General features: G+C 37.9%; 21 protein-coding genes, 1 other RNA gene and 1 other annotated feature. Of the genes, 5 read left to right on the top strand and 17 right to left on the bottom strand.

The window, feature by feature from the left end:
- Positions 1–170: 170 nt before the first annotated feature.
- The 4 genes from D1B32_RS08490 to cymR form a co-directional block, all read right to left on the bottom strand.
- On the bottom strand, positions 171–839 hold the full coding sequence (locus D1B32_RS08490; protein ID WP_095307140.1) for a tetratricopeptide repeat protein: 669 nt from the start codon (positions 837–839) through the stop codon (positions 171–173).
- 15 nt (positions 840–854) lie between these two features.
- On the bottom strand, positions 855–1,967 hold the full coding sequence (gene mnmA, locus D1B32_RS08485) for a tRNA 2-thiouridine(34) synthase MnmA (RefSeq protein ID WP_095307141.1): 1,113 nt from the start codon (positions 1,965–1,967) through the stop codon (positions 855–857).
- Between the two features lie 110 nt (positions 1,968–2,077).
- Positions 2,078–3,220, bottom strand: coding sequence for a cysteine desulfurase family protein (locus D1B32_RS08480; protein ID WP_118889096.1), 1,143 nt, complete (start codon positions 3,218–3,220; stop codon positions 2,078–2,080).
- A gap of 142 nt (positions 3,221–3,362) precedes the next feature.
- Entirely contained in the window at positions 3,363–3,782 is a 420-nt protein-coding gene (gene cymR, locus D1B32_RS08475; protein ID WP_095307143.1) for a cysteine metabolism transcriptional regulator CymR, read from the bottom strand.
- Positions 3,783–3,913: 131 nt separating this feature from the next.
- On the opposite strand from cymR, the gene D1B32_RS08470 reads away from it, so the two are divergent.
- Positions 3,914–5,191, top strand: a complete 1,278-nt coding sequence (locus D1B32_RS08470; RefSeq protein ID WP_095307144.1) for a replication-associated recombination protein A — start codon at positions 3,914–3,916, stop codon at positions 5,189–5,191.
- A gap of 314 nt (positions 5,192–5,505) precedes the next feature.
- A complete protein-coding gene (locus D1B32_RS08465; protein ID WP_095307145.1) occupies positions 5,506–6,171 on the top strand; it encodes an RsfA family transcriptional regulator in 666 nt (221 codons plus the stop codon).
- Positions 6,172–6,231: 60 nt separating this feature from the next.
- Here D1B32_RS08465 and ssrS read toward each other — a convergent pair.
- The 4 genes from ssrS to D1B32_RS23700 all read right to left on the bottom strand — a co-directional run bounded on the left by ssrS (position 6,232) and on the right by D1B32_RS23700 (position 10,184).
- Positions 6,232–6,426: non-coding RNA, 6S RNA (gene ssrS, locus D1B32_RS08460), on the bottom strand.
- Between the two features lie 192 nt (positions 6,427–6,618).
- The gene (aspS, locus tag D1B32_RS08455; RefSeq protein WP_118889095.1) at positions 6,619–8,394 is read right to left on the bottom strand and encodes an aspartate--tRNA ligase; all 1,776 of its coding nucleotides are present in this window, start codon (positions 8,392–8,394) and stop codon (positions 6,619–6,621) included.
- 1 nt (position 8,395) lies between these two features.
- Positions 8,396–9,679 (bottom strand): histidine--tRNA ligase, encoded by a 1,284-nt coding sequence (gene hisS, locus D1B32_RS08450; RefSeq protein WP_118889094.1) that lies wholly within the window; start codon positions 9,677–9,679, stop codon positions 8,396–8,398.
- Positions 9,680–9,742: 63 nt separating this feature from the next.
- Positions 9,743–9,964 (bottom strand) — a binding site (T-box leader).
- 46 nt (positions 9,965–10,010) lie between these two features.
- Entirely contained in the window at positions 10,011–10,184 is a 174-nt protein-coding gene (locus tag D1B32_RS23700; RefSeq protein ID WP_158586224.1) for a hypothetical protein, read from the bottom strand.
- Between the two features lie 114 nt (positions 10,185–10,298).
- Between D1B32_RS23700 and D1B32_RS08445 the strand changes: the two genes are divergently transcribed.
- Positions 10,299–11,354 carry an N-acetylmuramoyl-L-alanine amidase family protein gene (locus tag D1B32_RS08445; protein WP_118889093.1) on the top strand — a complete coding sequence of 352 codons (1,056 nt, stop codon included), beginning with the start codon at positions 10,299–10,301 and terminating at the stop codon, positions 11,352–11,354.
- A 79-nt stretch (positions 11,355–11,433) separates the two neighbouring features.
- On the opposite strand, the gene dtd is transcribed toward D1B32_RS08445, so the two are convergent.
- The 7 genes from dtd to D1B32_RS08410 form a co-directional block, all read right to left on the bottom strand.
- Positions 11,434–11,880, bottom strand: coding sequence for a D-aminoacyl-tRNA deacylase (dtd, locus tag D1B32_RS08440; RefSeq protein WP_095307150.1), 447 nt, complete (start codon positions 11,878–11,880; stop codon positions 11,434–11,436).
- A gap of 37 nt (positions 11,881–11,917) precedes the next feature.
- Entirely contained in the window at positions 11,918–14,119 is a 2,202-nt protein-coding gene (locus D1B32_RS08435; protein WP_095307151.1) for a RelA/SpoT family protein, read from the bottom strand.
- 181 nt (positions 14,120–14,300) lie between these two features.
- Positions 14,301–14,813, bottom strand: coding sequence for an adenine phosphoribosyltransferase (locus D1B32_RS08430; protein WP_095307153.1), 513 nt, complete (start codon positions 14,811–14,813; stop codon positions 14,301–14,303).
- Positions 14,803–17,118, bottom strand: coding sequence for a single-stranded-DNA-specific exonuclease RecJ (recJ, locus tag D1B32_RS08425; protein ID WP_095307154.1), 2,316 nt, complete (start codon positions 17,116–17,118; stop codon positions 14,803–14,805). Before recJ ends, D1B32_RS08430 begins: the two co-directional genes overlap by 11 nt.
- 56 nt (positions 17,119–17,174) lie before the next feature.
- Positions 17,175–17,492 (bottom strand): LapA family protein, encoded by a 318-nt coding sequence (locus tag D1B32_RS08420; protein WP_095307155.1) that lies wholly within the window; start codon positions 17,490–17,492, stop codon positions 17,175–17,177.
- Between the two features lie 126 nt (positions 17,493–17,618).
- The gene (secDF, locus tag D1B32_RS08415) at positions 17,619–19,871 is read right to left on the bottom strand and encodes a protein translocase subunit SecDF (RefSeq protein ID WP_095307156.1); all 2,253 of its coding nucleotides are present in this window, start codon (positions 19,869–19,871) and stop codon (positions 17,619–17,621) included.
- A gap of 54 nt (positions 19,872–19,925) precedes the next feature.
- A complete protein-coding gene (locus D1B32_RS08410; protein ID WP_095307157.1) occupies positions 19,926–20,228 on the bottom strand; it encodes a post-transcriptional regulator in 303 nt (100 codons plus the stop codon).
- A 115-nt stretch (positions 20,229–20,343) separates the two neighbouring features.
- Here D1B32_RS08410 and spoVB point away from each other — a divergent pair, with 115 nt between their 5' ends.
- Positions 20,344–21,894 (top strand): stage V sporulation protein B, encoded by a 1,551-nt coding sequence (gene spoVB / locus D1B32_RS08405; protein WP_095307159.1) that lies wholly within the window; start codon positions 20,344–20,346, stop codon positions 21,892–21,894.
- A gap of 33 nt (positions 21,895–21,927) precedes the next feature.
- Here the strand turns inward: spoVB and D1B32_RS08400 are convergent, their stop codons facing one another.
- Positions 21,928–23,220, bottom strand: a complete 1,293-nt coding sequence (locus D1B32_RS08400; protein ID WP_095307160.1) for an ArsB/NhaD family transporter — start codon at positions 23,218–23,220, stop codon at positions 21,928–21,930.
- A gap of 149 nt (positions 23,221–23,369) precedes the next feature.
- Between D1B32_RS08400 and D1B32_RS08395 the strand changes: the two genes are divergently transcribed.
- Positions 23,370–23,750, top strand: a complete 381-nt coding sequence (locus tag D1B32_RS08395) for a TIGR04086 family membrane protein (RefSeq protein ID WP_095307161.1) — start codon at positions 23,370–23,372, stop codon at positions 23,748–23,750.
- Between the two features lie 172 nt (positions 23,751–23,922).
- On the opposite strand, the gene yajC is transcribed toward D1B32_RS08395, so the two are convergent.
- Entirely contained in the window at positions 23,923–24,183 is a 261-nt protein-coding gene (yajC, locus tag D1B32_RS08390; RefSeq protein ID WP_095307162.1) for a preprotein translocase subunit YajC, read from the bottom strand.
- Between the last annotated feature and the right edge of the window lie 26 nt (positions 24,184–24,209).

Below are 24,209 nucleotides of genomic sequence, written 5' to 3'. Positions count from 1 at the left end.
CCCACTATCTTATTTCAGCTCCAGACTCCCCTCACCGCATGTCCCATGATGCAAACATCGACACCATACAATTTTTGGGGTCGCTATCTTCTTCGATGGGACGGTCGATACAGCAAATCTCACTAAATGAGGAAGTTATTCGTAAATCGCTAAACTGGAAGCTACACCTTTTATTTCTTGTTTTCGTTTATAAACTGCTCCACGTTTTGCTTACCGTTCAATGCAAGCAGATGGTCTGGTTGAATGCGTAATGCTTCATCAAAATGTTTCAATGCATCTTGCACCTTTTCATTAAACAATGAAATAACGCCTAAATTGTAATGGGCATCACTATGTGCCTGATTGATTTCAAGTACCCGTTTAAAGATCGCCTCTGCATCAGCTAAACTATCACTTTGTGCGAGCGAAAGCCCATATTGGAAAAGCACTTCTTCATCATCCGGATTTAGTTCCGTTGCCCTTAATAAATAGGGTAATGCTAGGCGTGGTTGTTCTTGACTTTGCAAAGTTATACCGAGCATGAAATAGACATCACTTTCTTCTAATCCTAACTCAATTGCTTTTTGAAAATTGGCTTGCGCTTTTGGAAATGCAGACTGTTCAAAATATAGATTACCTAATCCATAATAAGCAGTAGCAGCCGATGGATCTAATTCAACTGCCCTTTCTAAAAAAAGCAGTGCGCGATCATTTTCATTCACTTGCATTAACAAATTGGCGAAATTTATATAACCAACTGCGTCATTTGGATGCTTTTCAATCACTTCATTGAATAACTTTGCTGCTTCTTCAAAATTTTGTTCTTTCATATATTGTATTGCTTGTGCATTCTTGTCCACGATAAAACTCCTTACTTAACCAACATAATCCAATGCGCGATTATTTTTTATAATTTGATCGATTGTAGCTCCACCAAGACAAATATCTCCATCATAAAATACGACTGCTTGTCCCGGAGTAATCGCACGTTCGCTTTCAGCAAATTCCACATAAACGTTTCCGTTTTCTTGAACAGTAACTGTTACATTACTATCTTTTTGACGATAACGGAATTTTGCTGTACATGTAAACGTTTCAGTAATGACATCCGGGTTTATCCAGTTAACATCTGTTGCAACTAAAGCATCTGAGTAAAGTGTTTCGTGACTGAAGCCCTGTTCAACATACAAAATGTTTTCTTTCAAATTTTTCCCCACAACAAACCATGGATCCCCTGAACCGCCGATCCCCAAACCTTGACGCTGTCCAATTGTATAGTACATTAAACCATCGTGACGACCTTTTACCATGCCATCCAATGTTTGCATCTCACCAGGCTGTGCCGGTAAATATTCGCTAAGAAATTCTTTGAAATTCCGCTCACCTATAAAACAGATACCAGTAGAATCTTTTTTATCAGCCGTAACAAGACCGTTTTCCTTTGCGATCTTCCTTACTTCGGATTTTGGTAAATGGCCGAGTGGGAACATCACTTTTTCTAAAACATCGGATGATAATTGATTTAAGAAATATGTTTGATCTTTATTGTCATCTACTCCACGGAGCATTTCGACACGTCCATCTATTTCACGTACTTGTGCATAATGACCAGTAGCTAAATAGTCTGCACCAAGTGCCAAAGCATGATCGAGAAACGCTTTGAATTTGATTTCTTTATTACACATAACATCTGGATTTGGTGTACGTCCAGCTTTATATTCATCAAGAAAATATGTGAACACTTTGTCCCAATATTGCTTTTCAAAGTTTACAGAGTAATACGGAATATCCAGCTGATTACAGACGCGGACGACATCATCAAAATCCTCCGTAGCCGTACAAACACCGAATTCATCTGTGTCATCCCAGTTTTTCATAAAGATGCCAACAACATCGTAGCCTTGTTCTTTCAAAAGCAATGCAGCTACAGATGAATCAACACCTCCACTCATGCCAATTACGACACGTGTATCTTTATTATTTTTCATTTTCTTCACTATCCTTTATAGAGGTTGTTCCAAGTACTTGAGGTTACGGATTTAATCCGTTCAACTAACATTCAATGAGGTTGTAAAGATCCCCATGTCAAAATTTAACTTTATGCTGTTAATCGTTTGACGATTCGAGAAACACGTTTAGCTGCTTCTTTCACATTTTCCTCTGTATTAAAAATGCCGAAACTGAATCGAACCGAATTCGTTGTGCATGGGTTATCCTTTCCAAACATAGCGGTCAATACATGTGACGGTTCAACGCTTCCTGCCGTACATGCGCTGCCACTAGAAGCCGCAATTCCATCTAAGTCGAAATTCGCTAAAAGTGCTTCAACATTTGTTCCTGGAAAACTAATGTTAATAATCGAAGCTATAGCCGCTTGCATATCTCCATTCACTTCAAATTGTACTCCATTTTCTTCTAACGTTCGAATAAATAGCTCTTTATATGCCTGATACTGTTCTTTCCTGCTCACTTTATTTTCCATTGCTAGCTCAACAGCTTTTTGAAAACCAAAAGCACCAGCAACATTTTCCGTCCCTGGGCGACGTTTACGTTCCTGTTCCCCACCATGTTGCAGTGATTTTAACATGACTTTTTCATTTGCATACAAGAAACCGATACCTTTTGGCCCATTTATTTTATGCGAAGAAACCGTAAGCATATCAATTCCCAATTCCTTCACATCTATATCAATTAAACCATATGCTTGTACGGCATCTGTATGGAAATATGCTTGATGGTTATGCAGAAGTTCTCCTATTTCCTTAATCGGCTGAATAATTCCCGTCTCATTATTGACAAACATTATTGACACAAGAATCGTTTGTTCTGTTAATGCAGCTTGTACATCCTCAATCCGTATTTTTCCATTTTCATACACCGGAATATACGTAACATCAAAACCAAGGGTCTCAAGCTCTTCAGCTGTATGAAGTACTGCATGATGCTCTTGTACCGTTGTTATAATGTGATTTCCTTTTTGCCGATTTGCTAACGCCGTTCCTAAAAGCGCGAGGTTATCTGCTTCGGTCCCTCCACTTGTAAAGGTAATTTCTTTTTCATTCGCGTTAATGCTTAACGCCATAACACGCCTAGCTTCATCAAGTATCTGACGTCCTTTTCTTCCAAAAGAATGCACACTTGATGGGTTACCGAAACTTTTTTTATATACTGGAAGCATTGCTTGAATAACTTCCTCATCCATTGGCGTTGTTGCAGCATGATCCAAATAAATTGGTTCCATAATACATTTCCTTTCTGCTTCCAGCTTAGCGCCCAACGACAAGCGAGACTGACCTCACTTCCGCAAGAATGATCGACAAGCCAGACTACCCCTAAGTACGGGGAGTCCATATATCGTTACCCCGGCGCTTCCGCTTTTGTCCTTAAATATAAAACATGTAAGAATCCTGCACTTCATCATCATCATGATTTGCTAAATTTTCTAAAGTGGTATTATCTAAAACGTTCTTTACCGCATCACGAATTTGTAACCACAACGCTTGCTGTGCAGGTTGCTCATCTTCAATTCCTTCCACAATTGTAAGGGGACCTTCCAGAACACGGATAACATCCCCTGCCGTAATTTCCTTCGGTTCCTTCGATAAAATATATCCACCATATGCACCACGGATACTTTTAATCAATCCGGCATTTCGTAGCGGTGAAGCAAGTTGTTCTAAATAATGCTCCGATAAGTTATTTTCTTGGGCAATTGCCTTTAACGATAAAGGACCATCCCCGTGCTTTTTTGTTAAAGCTATCATAATGGTTAAACCATATCTACCCTTAGTTGAAATTTTCATCTATTATGCACCTCTGTTTCTTTCAAACGCCCATTCGTTTATAATATTTGTTATTATAGCATGAATGGAGTAGGTCTTGCATTTTAGCAATCCTAATACAATTAATTAATTATATATAAAGGGAGATATAAATGAAACAAAAACCTCTCGCATTTCGAATGAGACCTGAATTAGTTACAGATATTATTGGACAGGAACACCTTGTCGGCGAAGGAAAAATCATAAATCGAATGGTACAAGCAAACCAATTAGCATCGATGATTCTTTTTGGACCACCTGGAACGGGGAAAACTTCCATGGCATATGCACTTGCTAAAAGTGTCGGTCTTCCAGTTAAAATGCTTAACGCAGTTGCTGACAAGAAAAAAGATATGGAAATAGTAGTCGAAGAAGCAAAGATGATGGGACAGGTCGTCTTAATACTTGATGAAGTACATCGCTTAGATAAAGCAAAGCAAGATTTCCTGCTGCCTCATTTAGAAAGCAATTTAGTAACATTAATCGGCTGTACGACAAGCAATCCCTATCATTCAATTAATCCAGCAATTCGTAGTCGATGTCATTTATTTGAATTGCATGGTTTAACTTCAGAAAATGTAAAAACTGCGATTCACCGTGCTTTGGAAAATAGTGAAAATGGTTATGGAAATAAAGATATTGTTATTACAGATCCGGCAATTGACCATATTGCGAATTCAGCTAATGGCGATTTAAGATCTGCTTTAAACGGACTGGAGCTTGCGGTCGCATCCACGCCTGAAAATAAGGATAACAAAATTATAATTGATTTGGACACAGCTGAAGAATGCATGCAAAAGAAAAGTTTTTCACATGATAAAAATGGCGACGCACACTATGACGTGCTTTCTGCTTTCCAAAAATCAATTCGTGGAAGCGATGTGAATGCTGCGCTGCACTATTTAGGCAGATTAATTGAAGCAGGTGACCTTGATAGTATCGCCCGTCGAATGATTGTCATTGCCTATGAAGATATTGGTCTTGCAAATCCACAGGCTGGTCCACGTGCTGTTGCAGCAGTTCAAGCTGCAGAAAGACTTGGGTTCCCTGAAGCTAGAATCCCATTAGCTGTAGCGATTGTTGAACTTGCCCTTTCCCCCAAATCAAATACGGCATATAAAGCGCTTGACGCAGCTTTATCCGATATTCGAAGTGGAAAAAGCGGTGATATCCCAGCACACTTAAAAGATGCACATTATACTGGCGCAGCAAAGCTTGGTCGAGGGATTGATTATAAATATCCACATAATTACGATGGGGCTTGGGTTCAGCAGCAGTATTTACCTGACTCTATCAAAAATAAAAACTACTACCAACCAAAAAGTAGTGGTAAATTCGAACAAGCATTAAAGCAGGTTCATGATAAAATTCAGAGTGAGAGTAAGAAATAACCTATAAGTGCGTATTCAAAAGAAGGATGAAAAGTAAGCTGCAGTTCGACCGGTGTAGCTTTGAGCAGACAATCTGACACAGGTAAAGAAAGCCAACGACCTTCCGCAAAATGTGGTAACTTCAACGTTCGACAAAGGACGTCTCGGGAGTTAGTCGAAGATCCTCTGGTCTCGAAGCGTCATTTTCACCGGACTTTTTGAACGACCTCTATAAGAGATTTTCCCAATATGTATAATTCCTTTTTTATGCGGTAATAATAGACTTAAAACATGCAATCTATTGTTGTGCTACTATGAAAAAGGAGTTGAATATATTGGTTAAAGTTAGACAAGACGCTTGGTCACATGAAGATGATTTACTACTTGCAGAAACAGTGCTGCGCCATATTAGAGAGGGCAGTACACAATTAAATGCATTTGATGAGGTTGGAGACCATTTAAATCGCACATCTGCAGCTTGCGGTTTCCGCTGGAACGCCGAAGTAAGGTCAAAATATGAGAGTGCTATCGATCTTGCAAAAAGACAACGAAAAGAAAAGAAAAGAGCATTAAATACTTCGACAAAGAAAACAAGAGTACCTGCCATTTCATTGTCTCCAGTAACAGAAGTGGTAGAAACTAATCTTAATACGCATTCTATTGTTGCAGCAGAAGCACCAAGCTTAAACATTGATATGGTGATTCAGTACTTAAGAGAATTAAAAAAGGAATCGAATGCTTCCTCTCAATCAAAAGCAGTATCAGAGGCACTTGAAAAAGAAAATAACCTGTTAAAATCGAAAGTTCAAGAACTAGAAAAACAGCTTTCATCTACAGAGGATCAACTGGTCTCAATTCAAGAAGATTACCAGACTTTCATTCAAATTATGGACAGAGCCCGAAAAATGACTGTACTCGATGATAAAGAAAGTCGTACAGCTCCCGCCTTCCGAATGGATAAGAATGGTAACTTAGAACAATTAGCTCATGGATCAAATTAATATAAACGAGAAAGGAAAAAGGGCCCTTTGGTCCTTTTTCCTTTCTCGTTTATGTATTCGGTCAATCCCGATTGTGCCGTTCTATCTTGAGCTTTGATCCCGCTTCAGACAGGTGGGTGCCCAGTTTTATAGATATCATGCTTCCAGGAATGAATAATCATAAAGGCATGCATTCACTACAAAAACAAGAACGAGCTCCCAAGTATACAATTGTTCGGTCAAAATACTTATAATAGACGAACACATCAGGATTGAAATGAAATTTGCTGATTTGTAAATTTATCTTAACACACCAGATGATTTTTTTCAATATTTAAAACTATTAAATTTGAACTCATCATTTCTTCCTTCCTAGTTTGAAAATGACTTGTTAGCCATGGTCAATCTAGGAAGGATTGCTTAATTGCTTTCCGTAATATCCGCACTCATTGTATAAGTGTTTGTAAATTATTTAGTTGCACTTTTCTCTGAAAGCTTGATAGCAAGTTCATCTAGCTGTGCATGACTAACTTCACTTGGTGCATTTGTCATTAAATCAGATGCAGAGGCAGTTTTCGGGAAAAGAATTGTATCCCGCAGGTTCGATCTACCAGCAAGCAGCATGATAATCCGATCAAGACCAAGCGCTATGCCACCATGTGGTGGTGCTCCATACTCTAAAGCTTCAAGCAGGAACCCAAATTGTTCTTGAGCTTCTTCTTCTGTAAAACCTAACACGTTAAACATATGGTCTTGCTGTTCTTTCTGATAGATACGAATCGATCCTCCGCCTAGCTCATAACCGTTCAACACAAGATCATACGCATTTGCTTTAACATTAGCTGGGTCTGTTTCTAATTTACCTAGGTCTTCCTCAACTGGCGATGTAAATGGATGATGTGCCGCAAAATATCTGCCTAATTCCTCATCATACTCAAGTAACGGCCAATCTGTTACCCAGAGAAAGTTGAATTTTGATTCATCGATAAGCTCAAGCTGTTTAGCTAGCTTCAGGCGTAGTGCTCCAAGGCTGTCATATACGACAGTGGTTTTATCTGCTACAAATAAAAGCAAATCTCCATCTGTTGCTTCCGCTTTTTCCAAAAGACTTGATTTTTCATTCTCCGTGATGAATTTAGCAATAGGTCCTTTTAATTCGTCTCCTTCTACCTTCACCCAAGCAAGTCCTTTGGCACCATACACCTTTACAAAGTCCGTTAATTTGTCAATATCTTTACGAGAGAAGGTAGCAGCCTTACCTTTTACATTTAAGAGTGCAATCTTCCCACCTGATTCAATTGCCCCTTGGAACACTTTGAACGTTGAGTCCGCTAAAACATCCGATACTTGGACTAATTCAAGTCCAAATCTTGTATCCGGCTTATCAGAACCAAAACGCTCCATCGCCTCATCATATGGCAATCGAGGCAAAGGAAGTTCAATATCAATGCCTTTTACTTCCTTAACAACCTTCTGCATCATGCTTTCCGTCATTTCCATGATTTCGTCACTCGTCAGGAAGGAGGTTTCAATATCAATTTGTGTAAATTCAGGCTGGCGATCTGCCCGTAAGTCTTCATCTCGGAAGCATCTAGCAATTTGATAATACTTTTCAAATCCACTTACCATAATGAGCTGTTTAAATAACTGTGGTGATTGTGGTAATGCATAAAATTCACCTGAATGCACGCGACTAGGTACGAGATAATCCCTCGCTCCTTCTGGAGTGCTCTTTGTCAATATTGGTGTTTCCATTTCTAAAAATTCATGGTCATTCAAGAAGTTCCGAATGATTTGGGTTGTTTTGTGACGCAGCTTGAACGTTTCCTGTAATTCATTTCTTCTAAGATCTAAGTAACGGTATTTTAACCTTACATCCTCGGAAACATCAGTCTCATCTTGGATTGCAAATGGTGGTGTTTTCGCTTTATTCAAAATCGTCACGGATGAAGCAACAACCTCAATGTTTCCGGTCTTCATATTCGGATTTATTGTTGATTCATCACGTTTAACAACTGTTCCTCGTACTTCTACAACATACTCCGAACGAATCCGCTCCGCAATTTCTAATGCTTCCTGTGAGTTATCTGGATTAAAGACAACTTGAACTAGTCCTGATTTATCACGTAAATCAATAAAAATTAAACCACCTAAATCACGTCTTTTCTGTGTCCATCCTTTTAGGAGTACTTCCTGGTCTATCATTGCTTCTGTTAATTTTTCTGTATAAATTCTTTCATTCATTCTATTTTCCTCCTAAAAGCCTTTTTCGCAATTCTTCAATTAGATTCTCTACTGGCACTTCTAATTGTTGTCCGGTTTCCATTTCTTTCAAATTAATGGTTTTCTTTTCAAGTTCTTCATCTCCAAGTACTAAAACATATTTCGATTGGAAACGGTCAGCAGCTTTGAATTGTGCTTTCATTTTTCGACCTTGATAATCTTTATCCACTTGGATTCCGTTCGTTCTTAGTTCATGTACGAGTCGTGTTGCTTCTTTTTCAACTTCACCTGATCCGGTTGCAACAACAAAGCAGTCAAGACTCTCATCAATTGGAATTTCAATGTTTTCTGCCTCAAGTGCCATAAGTAGACGTTCAAATCCCATACCAAACCCTATTCCAGGAGTTTCTGGTCCTCCAAGATCCTCGATTAAACCATTGTATCGCCCACCACCTGCAAGCGTTGTAATAGCACCAAAACCCTCTGCTTCACTCATAATTTCAAATGCAGTATGGTTATAATAGTCAAGTCCACGAACAAGATTTGGATCAACTACAAAATCGATATTCATTATCGTTAAATATTCTTGAACTTGCTCAAAATAGGTTTTCGATGCCTCATTTAGATAGTCAAGAATTGAAGGAGCTGTTTTCATTGTTGGGTGATCACGATCTTTTTTACAATCGAGCACACGAAGTGGATTTTGCGATAATCGTTTTTGACAATCCGAACAAAGCTCTTCTTTATATGGTTCAAAGTGATTGACAAGCGCTTGTCTGTGGTTATCTCTACTTTCTTTATCTCCAAGTGAATTAATCACTAATTTTAATGATGTTAATCCGAGCTCTTTATATACTGTCATCGCAAGGTCGATTACTTCTGCATCAACTGCTGGATCAGCACTACCAAGTACCTCTACACCAAATTGATTCAATTGACGCATACGCCCTTTTTGAGGACGCTCATAACGAAACATTTGAGCAAAATAGTATAGTTTAACTGGCTGATTTGGATCCCCGAACAATTTATTTTCAACAAATGCCCGTGATACGGATGCAGTGCCTTCTGGGCGTAATGTAAGACTTCTTCCTCCACGATCTTCAAAAGTATACATTTCTTTCTGAACGATATCTGTAGAATCTCCAACTCCGCGTTGAAATACTTCCGTATGTTCAAATAAAGGGGTGCGGATTTCTTTAAAATGGAATCGACCACACACATCTTTAATTTTATTTTCTGCATATTGCCATTTGGCTGCGTCTTTTGGTAAGATATCCACCGTTCCTCTTGGTGCCTTCATACTCATCTCAAAACCCCCTGTTTCCTTATTAATTGTAATAAATTAGAAAAATCCCGTCCCTTATATAAAATAAGGGACGGGATTTTTCCCGCGTTGCCACCCTAGTTGATGCTAAAATAACAGCACCCGCTCTTCACAGTTAACGCCTGCAAAACGTTCATACCTACTCTATTTCGATATAAAACCTCAGGAGTGTCTTTCATTAAGCCATCTGGGAAAATGCTCACAGCCATTGACATTTTCTCTCTACACCAGTGGTACTTCAATTACTTTTTCCTTCAACGGTATTTAATATATATTGGAATGTCTATTATATTAAGCGGAACCGAAATGATTGTCAAGCACGATTCAGCTTTTTCTTTAATAATTTGACATCTTCGATTGCAATTCCTAACTCACTTGCTATTTCCAGATTGGTTCCCCTTCCTTCTAATTCGGTAAATCGATGTAAATCTGGAGATAAAATATCCTTTTGATTTCCAATGTTCCATTGTTTTTCATTCATTCGCACGGACGAACTCCTCCTTATAATTGTACATCACTTTACCTCTAGCTTTGCCTTTAAATGAGATTTTTATTATACTTAGTAAATGAAATAAACTACTTAAGGTTAGGGAGGAACGTCGTGCATTCAAGAAAAATTATATTATTTTTATTTATAGCGGTATTATTCTTGCTATCGGAACCATTTAACGTTCGTGCAGCTGAAGCTACCATAAATGTTTCAAATTTAAATGTCCGTAGTGGACCAGGTACAGACTATGAAAGCATTGGAAAACTTGATTCTGGTCAAACATTTACCGTCACTGGCCAAGAAAACGATTGGGTAGAAATTAATTTAGAAGATGAAACCGGCTGGGTTGCATTGGAATTCGTTACGCTTTCCGAACCTCAATCGAATGAAACAGAGGAAGGCGAAGTACATAGTGATATGGATAGCATCATTATCCAGCATGATAATACACAGCTTCGTGAAGGGCCTTCTACGGATTATGCCATTGTACATTTTGCTGAAAAAGATACTAAATTAGAAGTTATTTCGGCTACAAATAATTGGTATGAAGTTGCAAATGATGAGATTACTGGCTTTGTTAAGAAAAGTCTTGTCGAATCTAAAGACACTAAATCAAACAGTAATATATGGAAAAATAAAACGATTGTTATCGATGCTGGTCATGGCGGACGTGATGTGGGTGCGATTGGCGCATCCGAATCTTATGAAAAAGATATTGCTTATTTAACTGCACATGAACTCGAGAAAGAACTTTTAGCACTAGGGGCAAATGTACTTCTCACTAGGAAGGAAGATGAATTCATTTCACTAGCTAGCAGGATCACCTACTCCAACATTCTCGACACGGATGCATTTTTAAGTATCCATTATAACAGCATCCCTGAATTCCCAAATGTTTCTGGTATCGAAACCTTCTATTACACAGATCAGGGTGAAAATCTAGCAGAAAAAGTTCAACAGGGCATAATTGAAGAAAGTGGAGAACGAGACAGAGGTATACATGAGGGTGACTTATATGTAATTCGTCAAAACCTTAAACCCTCAGTGTTGCTAGAACTTGGTTTTATATCTAATCCTGAAAAAGAGGCACAGCTACAAACACAAACTTATCAGCAACAGCTTGTACACGGTATTATGCAGGGTCTAGCTAAATACCTTGCAGAATAACAGCATTAAAAAATTCAGTTTAATGAATTCCCTAATAAAAAATAAGGGATGGCAGATTAGATTGCCTCCCTTATTTTTTCTATTTATCCTTGCTATCAATAATTAGTGTAACAGGTCCAACATTTGTTAATTGCACATCCATCATTGCACCAAATTCACCTGTCTCCACAGGAATTCCTTGCTCTTTAATCGATGCGTTAAAAGACATGTACAGTTCATTTGCAAAATCTGGCTTCGCAGCTTGTATAAAGCTTGGCCTTCTTCCTTTTCGTGTATCACCGTACAGCGTGAACTGGGAAATCGACAAGATACTCCCACCAATGTCTTTTAATGATAAATTCATTTTTTCATTCTCATCCTCAAAGACACGCAAATAAACAATTTTATTTACAAGATACTGAACATCTTCAATGGTATCATCATGTGTCACCCCAAGTAACACGACAAATCCATCGGTTATTTCACCTATAACTTCACCCTTTACCGTTACACTGGCATCTTTTGCTCGTTGTATTACTGCCTTCATTATCAAAAACTCCCTTAATCCAATCAATCAGCACAATTTATTGAACAGTTCGTGTTACTGTATATACATCTCTAATTTGCTTAATGCGTTCAACAACCTTACGTAAATGTCCTGTATTATGAATGAGTATTGTAATTTGTATAACGACAATTCGATTGCGATCAGACTTACCATTTACATGTGTCATATTCGTCTTCATCTCATTGACAACCTGAAGGACTTCGTTAAGCAGACCTCTCCGATCATATCCTGTAATTTGAATATCCACATGGTATTGTTTACGATCTGAGTTGCCTTCTTCCCATTCTACATGCAAATAGCGTTCCTTTGCTTCCTGTGTTTGTACGTTAGGACAGTCTGAACGGTGTACCGATACACCTCTACCTTTCGTAATATACCCAAGAATATCGTCACCAGGAACCGGGTTGCAGCATTTCGCGAGTCGAACTAGAAGATTATCAACACCTTCAACTTTTACACCAGAATCCCGTTTATGCGAACGCTGTGTTTTAGTTTCCGTTTTAACTTCTTCGAGCGTTGTTTCTAAATCTTGTACCTTCTGCTTTGTCTGTCTGATTTTTTCTGTCAGCCTGGTAGCGATTAATGCAGCTGTAATTCCTTGGTAACCGACTGCTGCATACATATCTTCCTCGCCAGTAAAATTGAATTTATCAAACACGCGCTGCATATTCTCAGGAACAAGTACTTCCTTCGGTTCAATATTCAATGCCCGAATTTCTTTTTCAACAGCTTCTTTTCCTTTAATTACATTCTCTTCTCGACGCTGTTTCTTAAAAAATTGTTTAATTTTACTCTTCGCTTGCGAAGTTTGCGTCATCTTCAGCCAATCTTGAGAAGGTCCATAAGAATGCTTTGATGTCATAACCTCCACAATATCGCCATTTTCCAACTTGTAATCCAGTGGTTCCATTTTTCCATTGATTTTAGCACCAATCGTTTTATTTCCGATTTCAGTATGGATTTTATAAGCAAAATCAAGTGGAATGGAACCGGAAGGAAGTTCGATTACCTCGCCTTTTGGTGTGAAGACATAGACCATATCGGAAAATAAATCGATCTTTAAAGATTCAATAAATTCTTCTGCATCATGGGTGTCATTTTGCCAATCAAGAATTTCTCTAAACCACGTTAATTTTTCCTCAAATGATTTCTTCCCACTCTTCACTTGCTTTCCTTCTTTATATGCCCAATGAGCAGCAATTCCGTACTCTGCGATTTCATGCATTTCTTTTGTACGAATTTGCACCTCGAGTGGATCACCCTTCGGCCCAATCACAGTCGTGTGAAGTGATTGATATAAATTTTGCTTTGGCATTGCAATATAATCTTTAAACCTTCCAGGCATTGGCTTCCAGTTTGTGTGGATAATTCCCAGAACTGCATAACAATCTTTAATGCTTTCCACTATAATCCGAACGGCTAATAAATCATATATTTCATTGAATTGTTTATTTTGCTTGACCATTTTTTGATAAATACTATATAGATGTTTTGGGCGACCAGACATCTCTGCTTCAATATTGACATCATTCAATTCGACAGCTAATTCCTGAATTACTTCTTTAATATATGATTCCCGTTCTTCACGTTTTTGCTTCATTAATTGAACAATACGATAATATTGCTGTGGATTTAAGTAGCGTAGAGCCGTATCTTCCAATTCCCATTTAATAGTTGAAATTCCCAGTCGATGAGCTAACGGCGCAAAAATCTCCAGGGTTTCATTAGAAATTCGACGTTGCTTTTCTGGAGGAAGGTGCTTCAATGTCCGCATATTATGCAGTCTATCTGCAAGTTTAATCAAAATTACGCGAATATCTTTCGCCATTGCCACAAACATTTTTCGATGATTTTCAGCTTGTTGAACTTCCTTCGACTCGTATTTAATTTTTCCGAGTTTTGTGACACCATCTACAAGCATGGCTACCTCAACATTAAATGCTTGCTCTAAATCGGCAAGAGTTACTTCCGTGTCCTCCACAACATCATGCAAAAATCCGCCTGCGATTGTTTCTGCATCCATTTCGAGTTGAGTAAGAATACCTGCTACTTGCACTGGATGAATAATATATGGCTCGCCAGATTTTCGAAATTGATTATGGTGTGCCTCGTTTGCAAAGTCATAAGCGCGTTTAATTAACGCCACATCCTCAGTAGCTAGATACTTTGTTGCCATATTGATAATGTCATTAATTGTTACATTTTCGTCTTTTGCCATGAAATCACCTTTACTAGCCGTCTGCATTATTTAATAATTGATATTCTTCAACAATTGTAGCACATAGAATACGAAACCCTTAAATATTTTTAATTATATGCTTTTCCGTATAATGTGTCCATTGTAAAATCTCTATAATAAGAGGTCTGACGAGAAATAGACGTCAGACCTTATAAAAAATTTAATATGTCATTAATGTTAATACATCATAGTCTTTTAGCTTTTCTTTACCGTTTAAGTAGCCGAGTTCAACTAAGAAAGCACAGCCGACAACGATACCGCCGAGCTCTTCCACTAACTTTATCGTAGCTTCAATTGTTCCGCCAGTTGCCAGCAGATCATCCGTAATCAAAACCCGTTGTCCCGGTTTGATTGCATCTCTATGAATGGTCAGTACATTCGTACCATATTCGAGACCATAATCTACTTTAATTACTTCACGCGGCAACTTGCCTTCCTTTCGAACAGGAGCAAAGCCTATTTCGAGTGCATAGGAAACTGGACACCCTACAATAAACCCTCTAGCTTCGGGTCCAACAACAATATCGATCTGCTTTTCTTTCGCATATGTTACGATTTCATCTACTGCTGCTTTATATGCTTTTCCATCCGCCATTAATGGTGTAATATCTTTAAATTTAATTCCTTCTTTTGGCCAATCTTCAACAATTTTTATATGTTGCTTATAATCCATTTACTACTTCCTCCTCGGGGATATTCAAGTAATCCATACAGCTTTCCATCCACATTTTCAATTCTTCATAATTCGAATAATAAAGCTGTTTCTCAATATCCGCTCTATTCAACCGTTCTTGATATAGCTTCGAGTCACTTAAATCCTTTTTCTCCGGATTTGTCTCCAACTCAATAACTCCATTTTCTATTTTAACAAATCCCAGTTCAAAAAACACGTTTGAAATAAAGATAATTCGATCCTTACTCCAGCCTTTATGGTTCATAATAGTCTGTAGCTCTGTTTTTAAATCAAGCACTTTTCGTTTTCGAACAAGTGCGTAGAACCAAACGAACTCTTCCCTAGATGGAAAAGCTGATAGATACGCACTGTCTTCAATATGATAACACGCAACTATATTAACCGGCTTTGTTTGCTTTATAATAGCCTTGAGCTGTGCAAGGTTAGCCGGCAGGTCATAAATATACAGTGTTTGCTTTTCCTCCAAAGCATGAATTGATGTATCATAGTTAATTTGCTCAACATCTGCATAAACAGGTTCACTGGATGTGGTAATTACAAATGCGTTATTTGTATCTAAGTGCACGTTGCGATTTTTCTTTCCCCTATAATCAAATAACTGCCATTCATCAATCTTCATATCCTCAATAAGAAACTGTGCTTTACGATGACCATTCCACTCGTTGATTCCAAGCTCTCCAACTAATGATAATACTGCACTTGGAGAAATATGCTCGTACAATTCCCCCATACCAAAGCCTATACTATCTAGTGTTTGATCATTTTTTTTGAATAGAAGCTTCAGATGGTTCTTTGCACTACCAATCTTCCTGGCATCAGCCGGTGCTTCCTTCAATTCAAAGACTGGTTTAGGGTTCTTCATACCAAATGGTGCGAGTCTATCGATTTCTTGGACAAGTTCTTCATCGATTTCTTCCACTTTTAGCTGTGCACTAATTTCAATTACCTGTTTAAAATCTGATTCTGTAAGCTCTTCTCGAATAAACGTATCTAACTTTTCTTGTACAAGTGGTAGATTATCAAGTGGGAATGTCATTCCTGCAGCCTGTGCATGTCCTCCAAAATGTGTAAATAACTCTCTAATCCGCATCCCATTTTTGAAAAAATCAAAAGCAGGTATGCTTCTTGCTGAACCTTTAACAGTATTCAATTCTGGTTTAATTGTTAAGACAATTGCAGGGCGATCATATTTTCGAACTAATTTGGACGCAACAATTCCAAGCACGCCTTCATTCCATCCTTCTTTTGCAACGATAATTACATCGTGTGTTGCAGAGGATTCCACGATTTGCTGTGCCTCTTGAAAAATGTTATTTACAATCTTTTTGCGTTCGTCATTTATCACATTAATTTCTTCTGCCATTTCCTGTGCAATTTCATCGTCATCTGTTAATAACAATTGAACTGCTAAATCAGCGTTTTCCAGTCGGCCAACGGCATTTATTCTTGGGCCGATCAAGAAACCGACATCTTCTTCCGTCACATTGCCCTCAACTTTACAAACCCGTTTAAGGGCTTTAATTCCTGGGTTTTGCGATATCGTTAATGCATGCAATCCATAAAATGCGAGTACTCTATTTTCATCCACGAGTGGAACGAGGTCTGCTATTGTTCCAATTGCAGCAAACTCTAGCAAGTGCTTCGGAAAATAGCCGAGTAGACTTTGGGCAAATTTAAATGCTACACCGACACCTGCAAGCTCTTGGAATGGATAACCTTCTGAGCATTTTGGATGAATGATGGCAAAGCAATCCGGTAATTCTTCTTGCGGCTCATGGTGATCTGTAATGATTAAATCAATTCCTAATTCCTTCGCCACATGCGCCTCATAAACTGACGCAATGCCTGTATCTACTGTAATAATTAATGTGAATCCATTTTCTGCTGCTGCTCGAAAAGCTGCTTCGTTCGGCCCGTATCCTTCTGTAAATCGGTTTGGTATATAGAAATCACAATTCGCCCCAAGCTCTTCCAAAGCTTTTATTAAAACTGTAGTTGAACTGACACCATCCGCATCATAATCTCCATAAATTAAGATTTTTTCATCATTATCTATCGCTTTATGTACACGTACTGCTGCTCTTTCAATTGAATCAATTTTAAGCGGACTGTGTAAATTTTTAATATCAGGTGATAAAAATTGTCTTGCTTCTTCAATACTCGTTATTCCTCTTTGCTGCAATAGTTGTTTGACAATTGGAGATAATGCAACTGCATCGTCTTCCCATTCTACTGCTTCTTCTTGTAGTGACGTATATTTCCAATTTGCTTTACTTTGTAACATGATTTCACCCCTGACTAATCTATTATACTAGAGACAGGCAGGGGTAGCAATTAGAATTATTTTGTTTTCGTTAAATCACTTCTTTTTTTGCGCTCAGCCGTTTGACCGTTCTCTTCTGATTTAGCAAGCAATCTCGTATTTTCGGCCTTTAATCGCTTGAGTTCCCTTTGTATACGATAAAATCGTATTGCGCCCACAGAAGCTGTTATAATCCCACCCATTAACACCGAAAATAGAATAACAAGTATTAATGGGGATTCCTGCGTCCAGAATAAATAGTTCACCTCGACTGCATCCACATTTGTAACAGCAAAAACAGCTACAATAATAACGAAAATAATGGATAAAATAACGTAGGTTTGTCCTTTTGTCATAACTATTCTCCCTTCTTGTGTCTATCTATTTTGTTAGATTACCCTTTCTTGGTAAACTTCAATCAACTTAAAGCAAAAATCCCTTGTCTATTAACTAACTCTAAAGACAAGGGATTCTCCGTCTAATTATACCTGTGGTCCTTCTGCCGCTTTTTTCTTCGTGAAATCTAATGGTTTTTCTTTTACTGATTTACCACGCCATACGAGCCATAACTGGGAAGCTAACAATAAGGAAGAATAAGTTCCTGCAACAAGCCCAATTGTTAATGCAAATGCGAAGCTTGTGATAGAAGAAGCTCCGAGTATTAGGAATGCGATTACGGCAACAATTGTAGTAATTGATGTATTCATTGTTCTTGTAAAGGATTGGATAATGCTTGTATTCACAATAGTTGTAAGTTCCTTAAACGATTTGACACGTTTCTTCTTACGTATGTTCTCTCGAATTCGATCGAAGATAACGATCGTATTGTTAATGGAATAACCCACAATCGTTAGGATTGCCGCAACAATGGTAATATCGAATTCAATTTGTGCAACACTGAATATAGCCAGCATAAAAAACACATCATGCAGAAGTGTCAATAATGCTGTTATTGCAAAGAAAAATTCAAAACGGAATGTGACATAAATAATCATGAAGATCGCTGCAATTCCAACTGCGTAGATAGCATTCTTTACGAGTTCCTGCCCTACAATTGGCGAAACGACACTGACACTAGGCTCATGTCCATATCGTTCATTAAAATAAACGCGAACCTCTTCCACCTCGGTATCCGATAAAACACCATCAAATCTTGCTACTGCAAGCTCACTATTTTCACCGGACAGGACGATTGATTTAACCTCATGTCCTAGCTCTTCAAATCCAGATTCTACCTCTTCTGCAGTCAAGCTGCTTTCCGAAACAACTTCAACTCTGGAACCACTTGTAAAATCAATTCCGGGATTAATCTGAAATATTAAGATAGAAATGGCACCTAGGATAACAAGCACAGATGTTCCAATGAAAAATTTATTACGGTGTTGAACGAAATTAACTTTTCGATTGAACAGTCTAGGTTCTTTTTCTTCTTCTGCAATATCTCTTATCTGATCCTTTTTCACACCAAACCATGTTTTTCGTTTTGTAAGGAATCCGCTTTGCACCCAGAGTCCAAGAAGTATTCTTGTTCCTAAGACAGCCGTTAAAAAGCTAATCAAAATACTGATGATTAACATCGTTGCAAACCCTTTAACAGAGCTTGTCCCAAAAATAAATAATACGACTGCAGCAATAATTGTTGTTAGGTTTGCATCCAGGATGGTCATAAAGGAACTTTTATTTCCTGCTTTGAATGCTGCTTTAACAGATTTTCCAATTCGTAATTCCTCTTTAATACGCTCAAATGTAATAACATTCGCATCAACTGCCATACCAACCCCTAATATAAGGGCTGCAATTCCGGATAGTGTTAAGACACCATTTAAGAGCTGAAATACTAATATAACCAAATAAATATAGAAGGCTAAATTAATGGTTGCAATGAAGCCTGAGAATCGATAGAAAACTAACATGAACAATACAATTAAACCAATCCCTATAGCTCCAGCAAAAATCATTTGATTTAACGCTTGCTCTCCAAATTGCGCACCAACTGAAGTTGAGAATATTTCTGTCATATGCACTGGCAATGAACCAGAATTAATAATATCCGCTAATTGTTTCGCAGATTCAACTGTAAAATCACCACTGATCATTACATTTGTTGTATGTAACGGTTCACTAACATTTGGTGCAGATACAAACTTTGGCTCACTCTTAGAAGCTTCTTCTTCATACGAATCCCCCTCTTGGAAATCCATCCATATGACAAGCTTGTTGTCAGGGATATTCATTTGGCTGATTTGTGTTGTCACTTCTCCAAACTTTGCTGCATCTTTTAATTCTAAAGTTACAATTGGAGCATTTGTATTTGGATCGAAATCCTGCTTTGCGCTGCCTTCTTTTACATCCGTACCATCTAATAGCTCTTGATCGTTCACATCTCGAAAGGACAGTTGAGCAGAGGTGGACAGCATATCTCTTGCCTCTGACTGGTTTTCAATTCCTGCGAGCTGGACACGAATTCGATCTTCACCCTCAATATCAATAACCGCTTCACTTATTCCTAAACGATTCACGCGATCATTTAATGTTTGAACCGTCCCTTCCATTAAGCCTCTCGTTACTTCCTGACTGCTATCAACAGGTTCCACTTCATAAAGGACCTCAAATCCACCTTGAAGATCCAAACCAAGATTAATATTTTTTGTAATTCCTGGTACCGTTGTTCCAATCGTCACTGCTAAAGCAATAACTACTAGAAAAAAGGCAACAATTCTGCCTCTCTTTTTCATTAATTTGGTGCCTCCTTTTATACCAATAACTATTACGATATGTATATGTAAATTTTATTCTTTTATCGTCTCTCCTGCTCCAGTTAGTGCGGCAATTGAAGCCATCAAATCTTCGTTTTGGTATGAGCTTATTGTTAAATAGCTTAAATACGTGTTGGATGCCATATGAAAAATATCCTGTATAACTTCATGAATTCGTTTATCCGGTTCGCCTTTCCATACTTTTTGTACGAGACAATTCCAAACATCATCAGGTGTTGCCTGCGAATAACCCATCATTTCCAGTTCATCCGCTTTACTTTCCAAAGCCGGTTGAACGACCTGCTTCCACTCGTTAACGCCCTGTATAATTTCCATGTTATCCCACCAATTCCTATCGTATACTTTTTTAGCTTGTCATGCTTTGTCCACTATTTAGCATATATATCATTGTATAGTAATTTTTATTATTTGAGAAGGCGGGTCGAATAAAATGACCAAACAAACATTTCTACAAGGGGCAATCATCTTAATCGTTGCTGGAATGATTACTCGTTTTATGGGGTTCATTAATCGAATTGTTGTGGCAAGGCTAATGGGAGAAGAAGGTATTGGCTTATATATGATGGCTCTCCCAACACTCTTTTTAGTAATGACATTAACACAACTTGGTTTACCGGTTGCAATATCCAAAAGAGTAGCCGAGGCAGACGCTGCTAATGACCAAGCAAAAGTAAAAAAGATTGTTGTAATATCTCTCATGATTACCTTTATCTCAAGTATTGTATTTACCATTGTAATGGCTGTTGGCGCTCCATACATCGCTTCTACTTTGTTAACCGATAGTCGGGCAATGCTCCCTATTCTTGCAATTAGCCCAATTATCCCGATTACTGCAATTGCAGCTGTGCTAAGAGGCTATTTCCAAGGAAAGCAAAACATGAAGCCGCAAAGCTATGCACAAGTGATTGAGCAGCTTGTAAGAATTACCTGTGTTGCATTTTTCGTAAATCTTTTACTTCCATATGGCATTGAATACGCTGCTGCTGGAGCAATGATAAGTGTCATCATTGGAGAATTTATATCCCTAATGTATATGATTTATACATTCAAGCGAAAGAAAACCTTACGATTAAGACATCGTTTTTTCTCTTATTTGAAATCAAGTAGAAATGTTGTCAGAGAACTGCTATCCATTGCCCTTCCAAGCATGGGAAGCAGAATGATTGGGTCTATTTCGAACTTTCTAGAACCAATACTCGTTGTCCAAAGCTTGGCAATTGCCGGGGTTGCAAGTGCTGTCGCTACGAAGCAATATGGAGAACTAACTGGCTATGTGATGCCATTACTTTTTCTCCCAACTTTTATTACCCATTCCCTTGCTGTTGCACTCGTACCATCTATTGCAGAAGCAGAAGCAAAGAAAAATATAGCCTTAATTCATTACCGGATTCACCAATCAATCCGTATCTCATTTGCATCTGGAGGTATTTCAACTGTAGTCCTCTCGATATTCGCCGTACAATTACTTACGTATATGTATGGAACAGGAGATGCAAGCCATTATTTAGTGCTGATGGCTCCATTCTTTTTACTGCATTACATTCAGTCACCGCTTCAAGCTGCACTGCAGGCCCTCGACCTTGCAAAGCCTGCCATGTGGAATAGTCTCTTTGGTGTTGCACTAAAGTCCGTTGTATTAGTTATACTTGCCTCCAACCCAAATTTTGGAATTATGGGGGCAGCAATTGGATTATGTACAGGGGTTGTCCTGGTTACATTATTACATTTGGCTGTACTGAGAAAAGTAATTGGGTATTCTATCCCTTTTCTAGATATTTGTAAAATGATTGTTCTTCTTGCTTTCACTTGGTTGTTTGGTAGTTTTCTGAAACGTATCTATGAAACGATGGAACCACATGTAATTCTTTTTCTATCTGTTTTAGTTATACTTGGAGCCATCTATATCATTCTTTTGTTTGCTTTAAAATTTATTACGAAAGATGAGCTTAGACAAATACCATTTTTCAATAAGAAGAAATAAAAAAATGACACTTGAATAACAGGTGTCATTTTCTTATCCCATGTAAGGAATCAAATAGCGAATATATATATACACTGTTGAAACGATTAAAGATAATACGACAATCACAATTCCATATTTCATAAAACGCAGAAAGGAAATTCTCTGATTATCAGCTTCTGCTAATCCAGCAACAACTACATTTGCTGATGCACCTAAAAGCGTTGCATTTCCCCCTAAACAGGATCCCAGTGCTAACGCCCACCAAATCGGGTCTAAATATACCATGCCATATGTTTCAAACTCTTGGATAACTGGTATCATCGCGGCAACAAATGGAATATTATCGATAAAGCCGGAAGCAAAGCCGGATATCCATAAAATGAGTAATGTTGTTTTCACATAATCCCCTTCTGTTGAAACAACAATTAATCTAGCTATTTCATCAATAACACCTGTATGCTGCAGACCTCCAACAATTGTGAATAAACCAATAAAAAAGAATAACGTTACCCATTCTACCTTAGATAAGATTTCTTCTGTTTTCACATCTTTTTCTGTTAGCAATAATAATAAAATTGCTCCTGTTAAAGCGATTGTGGTCATTTCAACATGTACTGCAGCGTGTAGAAGAAAGCCTGTAACGGTCATAATTAGGACTGTGACCGATTTATATAATATAGTGGACTCTACCAGGTTTTCTTTTGCATCAATGGAGAGGAGTTCGCTTAGATTTGGCTGATACGTTTTTAATCTTCTTTGGAATAAAAGATAACTAATCAAGATGAGTAGAATTAACAAAAATAGTGCTACTGGTGCAGTATGTGCGAGAAAGGTTAAGAATGTAAAATGCTCTACCGCCTGTCCAATCATGATATTCGGTGGATCACCAATCAGTGTTGCCGTCCCTCCAATATTCGAACTGAAAATAATCATTAATAAGTAAGGAAATGCCGGAAGCTTCAGAAGCTTTGTGATTTTTAGCATGACTGGAACAAAAATTAAAACCGTTGTTACATTATCCAAAAAAGCAGACCCTATTGCGGTGAGTACTATCGAACCGATTAATAAGAACATAGGGTCTCCTCGTACACTTTGCGCAAAGCGAATGGCAATAAACGTAAATAGACCTGTCTTTTCTGTAATTGATATGATCACCATCATGGAAAACAATAATGCAATCGTATTCCAATCAATATAGTGGAAAAATATATCCTCTGTTGTATAGATCCCTGTTAATAGTAAGAGCGTTCCACCAAATAGTGCAGCTGTTGCACGATTAATTCGTTCGGTCATAATAAAAAAATAGCTGACGATAAATATTACTATTGCTAGTATGACATCCATATTAGCCCTCTTTCAACATAATTTGTTCGCATTTGGAGATCTGGGTACTAATATTGTATGCTTGGAAAATTATAAATATTTTCTTCTAAATACAATTTGTCCGAATAAAATGGACATAAGCAGACAATCATGAGAGAGGAGAATGGAATATGCAAAAAAATCAATTAACTGCATTGTTGTATGGCTGGATTGTAGTACTTGGTATTATTTTATTGTCTAGTGTAGTTTTAGCACTTGTCTTACAGTTTACAGCTTTTGATGAACCAGGATTAAAGTGGACTACATTAATTATTGGTATACTCGCTTTATTTCTAGGCGGAATTACCGCAGGAGCAAAAGGGAAATCAAAAGGATGGTTAATCGGTACAACCATTGGGCTAGGCTTTACATTACTGATTTTTTTAGTGCAATATTTAGGATACCAGCAAGGTTTTTCATTAGAGCAGTCAATCCATCATCTTGGCTTTCTAGCTGCTGCATTAGTAGGCGGAATTATTGGAGTCAATCTTATTGGCGGTCAAGTTGAATAGGTGCGCTACACAATTAAATCCATATAAAAAGAAGTTAATGCAAATTGCACTAACTTCTTTTTATTTTTAACTGCCTGCTGAGTATTTTGTTTATTCTATGTACGTTCATACATAATACATGTATCTGTATAAGCCAAAGACCAACGTTCCTTAGCTTATAACATGGATACACTTACCCTTGTTTTACTTCACGAATTGCAGAGCGGTCATACGTAAGCTTGGCACCATCATTTGTGATAAGAACAACTGTTCCTTCATCTAGTGCATGAACCTTTGCATGAAGCCCACCAATTGTTACGATATCATCGCCTTTTTGTAAATCGCTTTGCATTTCTCTAACTTGCTTTTGACGCTTTTGCTGTGGTCTGATAAGCAGGAAATAGAAAATAACAAACATCAAAATAATCGGTGATAATGAAACGAGCATTTCCATGAACATTCACCCCTTTCTATTCTTAA

This window comes from Oceanobacillus profundus (assembly GCF_003515705.1).
Taxonomy (GTDB): domain Bacteria; phylum Bacillota; class Bacilli; order Bacillales; family Amphibacillaceae; genus Oceanobacillus; species Oceanobacillus profundus.
The sequence above is the reverse complement of the archived record's forward strand: the minus strand, read 5'-3'. Positions and strand labels throughout refer to the sequence as shown.